6 protein-coding genes are annotated in these 6,027 nt (G+C 60.1%); all 6 read right to left on the minus strand.

Features of this window, described 5'->3' with window-relative positions; translation table 11 throughout:
* A partial coding sequence (locus HMPREF2884_RS09155; protein WP_210398943.1) for an ApeA N-terminal domain 1-containing protein occupies positions 1-406 on the minus strand: 406 nt, incomplete at its 3' end.
* 187 nt (positions 407-593) lie between these two features.
* On the minus strand, positions 594-1,679 hold the full coding sequence (gene ychF, locus HMPREF2884_RS05225; protein WP_070616153.1) for a redox-regulated ATPase YchF: 1,086 nt from the start codon (positions 1,677-1,679) through the stop codon (positions 594-596).
* A gap of 216 nt (positions 1,680-1,895) precedes the next feature.
* Positions 1,896-2,528: a response regulator transcription factor gene (locus HMPREF2884_RS05230; protein ID WP_070616154.1), complete on the minus strand. Its 633-nt coding sequence runs from the start codon at positions 2,526-2,528 to the stop codon at positions 1,896-1,898.
* 126 nt (positions 2,529-2,654) lie between these two features.
* Complete coding sequence (locus HMPREF2884_RS05235; RefSeq protein WP_070616155.1) at positions 2,655-3,917, minus strand: sensor histidine kinase; 1,263 nt, start codon at positions 3,915-3,917, stop codon at positions 2,655-2,657.
* Between the two features lie 179 nt (positions 3,918-4,096).
* Positions 4,097-4,858, minus strand: a complete 762-nt coding sequence (locus HMPREF2884_RS05240; RefSeq protein ID WP_070616156.1) for an ABC transporter permease — start codon at positions 4,856-4,858, stop codon at positions 4,097-4,099.
* A gap of 68 nt (positions 4,859-4,926) precedes the next feature.
* Positions 4,927-5,880 (minus strand): ABC transporter ATP-binding protein, encoded by a 954-nt coding sequence (locus HMPREF2884_RS05245; RefSeq protein ID WP_070616158.1) that lies wholly within the window; start codon positions 5,878-5,880, stop codon positions 4,927-4,929.
* Positions 5,881-6,027 lie beyond the last annotated feature (147 nt).

Consider the following 6,027-nt stretch of genomic DNA (forward strand, 5'->3'; position numbering starts at 1 on the left):
GCCTCCAACCACACTCAACTCTGAAGAGCCACTTATCCGCACTGATTCTGTAACTACTTGTATGATTTTTTCCAATTCGCCCCTGAGTCTTCGTATAGCTCTTACCCATTGCATCCATGATGGTAATATCTACCCCGTCAGCGACACCATAAATCACATCATACGAATTTAAATAGTCTTTACTCCTTACGGCCCGAACTCGAAATAGATTCCCATTCTCATCTTTACGTATGTCACCAAGTCCATTAGGATAATATCCATCAAAATGATTATCCAATTTGAGGTTCAGTCCCCCTTCACCATCGTAAATAAGGGTTCCTGCAACCTTGTTATCAGGATTTTCGGGAAGCCACCAATGACCAACCCATTCACCCTTTTCAGCAAAAGGAAATGGAGATTCATTCATTTTATCCTCCAAATAAAAGAATCAAGCTAAAACAGAATTTCATCTAGGTGACATTTTTGTATTACCTACATAAATTTCAATTAGCGAATTACATTACGCATTAAGAGTACAGAAAATCCGGTGACAGTGAGATGAATTTCGTCATCCCTCCATCACCGGATTCTCAAAGTCCTATCGACCCGTCAGCTTAGACGTTGAAGCGGAACTCCACCACGTCGCCGTCCTGCATGATATAGTCCTTGCCCTCCATACGGACCTTACCGCGAGCCTTCGCCTCCGCCATGGAGCCAGCCTCATCCAGATCCTTGAAAGACACAACCTCAGCCTTAATGAAGCCACGCTCAAAGTCAGAGTGAATCACGCCAGCAGCCTGCGGCGCAGTATCACCCTTATAAATAGTCCAGGCGCGAGCCTCCTTCGGGCCAGCAGTCAGGTAAGTCTGCAGCCCCAGGGTCGAGAAGCCCACGCGAGCCAGCTGGTCCAGGCCGGACTCATCCTGACCGTTCATCTCCAGCATCTCGCGAGCCTCCTCCTCAGACAGCTCCACCAGATCAGCCTCCAGCTTCGCATCCAGGAACACAGCCTCAGCCGGCGCCACCATGTCACGTAGCTCCTGCTGCTTCTCCTCAGACGCCAGAATGCCCTCATCCGCGTTGAACACGTAAATGAACGGCTTAGCAGTCAGCAGGTTCAGCTCCTTCAAATGAGCCAGCTCCAGCTTCGCGTCCTTCGCACGAGAAATGATGGTGTCACCATCCTCCAGGATCTTCTGCGCAATCTTGTAGGTCTCCAGCTGAGCGGCGTCACCCTTCTTAATCTTCACAGCCTTCTCCAGACGCGGAATAGCGTTCTCCAGAGTCTGCAGGTCAGCCAGAATCAGCTCAGTGTTGATGGTCTCCATATCGGAGGCGGGGTCGACCTTGCCGTCCACGTGAATGACGTCCGGGTCATCAAACGCACGTACCACCTGGGCGATAGCGTGCGCCTCACGAATGTTCGCGAGGAACTTATTACCCAGGCCCTCACCCTCAGAAGCGCCCTTCACAATACCCGCAATATCAACGAACGAAACAGTCGCAGGCAGAATACGCTCCGAACCAAAAATCTCAGCCAGACGGTTCAGACGCGCATCCGGCAGGTTCACCACGCCCACGTTCGGGTCAATGGTCGCGAACGGGTAGTTAGCCGCCAGCACAGTGTTGCCGGTCAGAGCGTTGAACAGGGTGGACTTGCCCACGTTAGGCAGGCCAACAATGCCGATAGTTAGAGCCACAAGTTTTCCTTCGAATCATGTACCCCACCAAACACTCAGGATGCGCCGCGTACGTGATGCGGCGGGTGCGGGCGGGCACAGGGCGAAAATGGTGCCCGCTTCCAAGCGCGGCACCGCCGGTCTCGGGAAGAAACGGGTGCGGGGCGCCTGCGGGCATAGACACTACCATTCTACCGTGTTCGGGCAGGAGCCGCCCGTGTTGATGAGAGCAGGGGGCTAGAGCCAGCCGTTCTCCGTGGCGATACGCACCGCATCCTGACGAGTCGACGCACCCGTCTTCGCCATCGCCGCCGACAAATAATTACGCACCGTACCCGCCGACAAAAACAACGCCGACGCAATCTGCTGAGCCGTACCACCCGACGCCGCCTCACGCAGCACCTGCGCCTCACGCTCCGTCAACGGAGAAGCACCCGTCACCAAAGAATCCGCCGCCAACGACGGATCCACCACACGCAACCCCGCATGCACACGACGAATCGCCTCCGCCAACTGACGAGCGCCCGTATCCTTCACCACGAAACCACTCGCACCAGCTTCCAGCGCACGGCGCACATAACCCGGGCGGCCAAACGTCGTCACAATCAGCGTGCGCACCGGCTCACCCGACTCACTCACCGCACCCGCATCACGCAGCGCCGCAGCCGCCTCAATACCATCAGCCAGCAGAGTGCCGGGCATCTGCACATCCAACAGCACCACGTCAGGCTTCAACAGGGCAACCGCGCCCAACACCTCATCACCGCTACCGACCTGGCCCACAATCTCCAGGTCAACCTCCAGACCCAGCAGAGCGGCAAGAGCCTCACGGATAAGCTGCTGGTCATCAGCGAGCAGAACACGAATCATGGGAGCCTCCCTGGGGCGGATACGGGGCGAAAAATACTGGGCGGAACAACCGTGAGAGGTTGCCTACCACCACCATACAGGGGCGGGTAGCTCCCCCGTCCAGGGCGCGGCGCCATGTTCCACAATCTACAGCAGCGAAGTATCGCCGTCCATGCTCACGCGGATGCGCGTACCCACCCCACCGCCGGGATTCTCCGCCAGCCACTGCTCGGGCGCCGTCTCAATCACCACGCTACCGCCGGACGCCGCCACACGCTGAGCCATGCCCGTCAGGCCGTTACCGCGCGCATCGCCCGCACCCACGCCATTGTCGAGGATGTCCAGACCGGTTGCGCTCAGACGCACCCGCGCCGCGTTCGCGCCCGAGTGGCGCACCATGTTCGTGACCGCCTCACGCAGAACCCATGAGAAGAGCTTCGCGTTCACACCAGCCACCGCGAGCGCGCTCTGAGCATCCGGCAGTTCGACGCGAATACCGGCGGTCTGCAGGGCACGACCCGCACCCTCAATCTCACCCGAAAAGTCGGGCACGCGCAGGCGCGTCACGGTCGAGCGGACCTCCGCCAGGGATGCGCGAGACAGCTGCGCGATAGCCTCCATCTCGGCGCCGGCGCGGGCGGGGTCAATCTCCAGCAGGCGCTGCGCCAGCTCCGCTTTGAGGGTGATGACGGTCAGGGAGTGGCCGAGCACGTCGTGCACATCGCGGGCGATTTCCTCGCGTTCCTCAGAGAGCGCCAGGGAGGCACGCGCTACGTCCGCGCGTTCGCCCAGCTCAATCAGGTAGGAGAAGCCCAGCATGCCCACCATCGGCGCACCGATAAAGAGGGCAATTCCGCCGTGCGCGGTGACGTCAAAACCGATGCCCGCCATAAAGATTAGCCAGGATGCCAGGGCAATCGTCGCCGCTACACCGAAGCGCAGGGGGTACGGGGCGATTGTGCCAAAAACCCAGAACGCCACAAAGTACATGCTGAACGACAAGAACACCGTATACGCCGATTCCAGTCGCAGCGCCGTCAGGCCAGCCACAGGCAGTGCCATCAGCACCGTCCAGATGACGCTTCGACGCACCGTGGAGGTGACCGGCACCAGCCACGGCACCGCGTACGCCGAGCAGTTCACCACCGCAAACAGCACCACCAGTGCCACACCGGTCCAGCGCACCGGCGCCAGCTCCGGGGTGGTGAGGAAGCTGTCCAGCGGCATGAGCAGAAACACCAGCCACGGGGCGCTAAAGCCCAGCGCCAGCCAGTTCACGTTGCCGCTGCGTTCCCGGTGGAGGAAGCGGAAGCGGTGCTTGCCCAGGGTGCGCTTCGCGGCGGAGGGTGCCGCCTCGTTCTCCGTGTGGGGGTGTTCGTTCTCGTAGGAATGGGTGTGGGTTTCGGTCATGGTTCTAGCCTAACGTGCGGGTGCCGCGGGTGCAGATACCACCGGTGCGGCATTGTTAGTAGCAGCGGTGTCAGTAGGGGCTGTGTTAGTAGGAACAGTGTGAGTGGATACGGCTTCCGCCGCAGCCTCGGGAGCCCCTGATACTACGGAACCTTTGAGACTGCGGCGGGAAGAAGCATTTAGCGGCGGGTTGCGCGGCGCATCAGCAGGGCAGAAACACCCAGGAAGATAGCCGCCCACACGACCAGGCTCACCACGGCGTACCAGAGCGGCTCGGTGACGAACCAGTCCTCACCACCGCCCAGAATAATGGTCTGACCTGCGGCGAAGGGGTAGCGGGCAATCTCAGCGGCACCGTACAGCGGGGTGAAGCGGGCGTACTTCAGCAGGTCGGTGCTCAGCGGGGAGAACACGGTACCGAAGAAGCTCATAATCACCAGCAGACCGTTCGCAATGGACACGGCGTTCTCGTTACGAATCAGCAGACCCATCATGATGCCGTAGAAGGCGAACACCAGACCGCACAGCACCGTCAGCGCGCCAGCGGCAAGCTGCTGGTTCACCGGGATCTCAACGCCGGTAAACATGCCCACAATGTTCACCGCAATCACCGGCACCGCAGAAATCACCAGGGCGGTCAGTGCCTTCGCACCCAGGTACTTGCCGGTGGTCAGCGGGGTCAGCGCCAGCTGGCGGTTCCAGCCGCTGGAAAGCTCAGCGACGGTGCTGCCGCTAATCGCCACGGTGTTCTGCACGGCACCGTAGAGCGCCATGCCAATCATGACGTACGCTGCTACATTGCCGTCACCCATCGGCTGGGAGGAGTAGTCCTGCATCGCGCCAAAGAGCAAGAAGAAGACGATGGGCAGTGCCACGCCGAAGAAGAATCGGTCGGTCGAGAGGATAGAAGCGCGGATGTCGTAGAGTGCGTAGCGGAGCATGATTTTTCCTTGAGGTGTGTAGCGGCGGCGTGGCGTTTAGGTGGGGTGGTGTTGAGGCGGTCTAGTGTTTAGGCTTCGGTTGCCTTGGAGGCGGCGGCCTGCTCGGTCAGCAGGGTGAAGGACTCATCCAGGGAGGGTTTGATAACCTCCAGGTCGGTGATGCTGTAGTTGTTCAGCAGAGTGCGCAGGACCTGCTCAATCTCCAGCACGGAGATGCGGTGGCGGTACCCGCCGGACTCTTCGGTGACCTCAACCGGCACATCCAGGTCGGTGATGGGTGCGGGTGCGAGGAAGGAAAGGTGGCGGTGGCCGGTCAGGGCGCGAATCTCGTCGGAGGAGCCGTCAGCGATGATGGAACCGGATTCCATGAGCACGATGCGCTGTGCGAAGTTCTGGGCTTCTTCCAGGTAGTGCGTCGCAAAAAGAATGGTCGTTCCACGCTCGGCGATGGCTTCCATACGCTCCCAGAAGGTGCGGCGCGCGTTCACGTCCATGCCGGCGGTCGGCTCGTCCAGGATCAGCAGTTCCGGCGAGTGCATGGTCGCCAGAGCGTAACGCAGACGCTGCTGCTGACCGCCCGAGCACTTACCGACCTTACGCTTAGCAATCTCGGTCAGGTCGGCGTTGGCGAGTACCTCATCCACGTCAATGGGCTTGGGGTACAGCGCCGCAATCATCTCGACCGTGGCGCGGATCGTCAGGTCCTTGAGCAGGCCACCAGTCTGCTGAACCGCACCGAGCAGACCGGCGCGTGCTGCCTCGGAGGCGTTGCGGCCGAAGACGCTCAACTCGCCGCCACTGGGCTGAGTCAGACCAAGAATCATGTCGATGAGGGTGGTCTTACCTGCACCGTTGGGGCCGAGCAGGGCGATGATTTCGCCGCGCTTGACGGTCAGGTCAATCGAGTCGACGGCGACCACGGTGCCTGCCGAGCGGGTGGTGAAAACCTGGCGGAGGGAGCGGGCGGAAATAACGGTTTCTGCGGTGTTGTGCTTGCTGTTCTGAAGTGCTGCGGTGTTCATGGTTCTATTACACCGCCGGTTTTCGCGCCGCTGCGGTACAGAGTGTCATGACCTGCCCATGACAAATGTCATGAGTTCGCGCAGTGGCTGTTTTTATGAGGCAGTTACCGCTGCGGAGGCGGTCACGCGAAGCGGGGGCTCCGTCCT

The organism is Rothia sp. HMSC073B08, assembly GCF_001812975.1.
Classification (GTDB): Bacteria; Actinomycetota; Actinomycetes; order Actinomycetales; family Micrococcaceae; genus Rothia; species Rothia mucilaginosa.

What these genes read in the sequence shown, in the direction of transcription:
- HMPREF2884_RS05230 (WP_070616154.1), bottom strand. Translation starts at nt 2,528, where the DNA reads ATGATTCGTGTTCTGCTCGCTGATGACCAGCAGCTTATCCGTGAGGCT.
- HMPREF2884_RS05245 (WP_070616158.1), bottom strand. Translation starts at nt 5,880, where the DNA reads ATGAACACCGCAGCACTTCAGAACAGCAAGCACAACACCGCAGAAACC.
- HMPREF2884_RS05235 (WP_070616155.1), bottom strand. Translation starts at nt 3,917, where the DNA reads ATGACCGAAACCCACACCCATTCCTACGAGAACGAACACCCCCACACG.
- HMPREF2884_RS05240 (WP_070616156.1), bottom strand. Translation starts at nt 4,858, where the DNA reads ATGCTCCGCTACGCACTCTACGACATCCGCGCTTCTATCCTCTCGACC.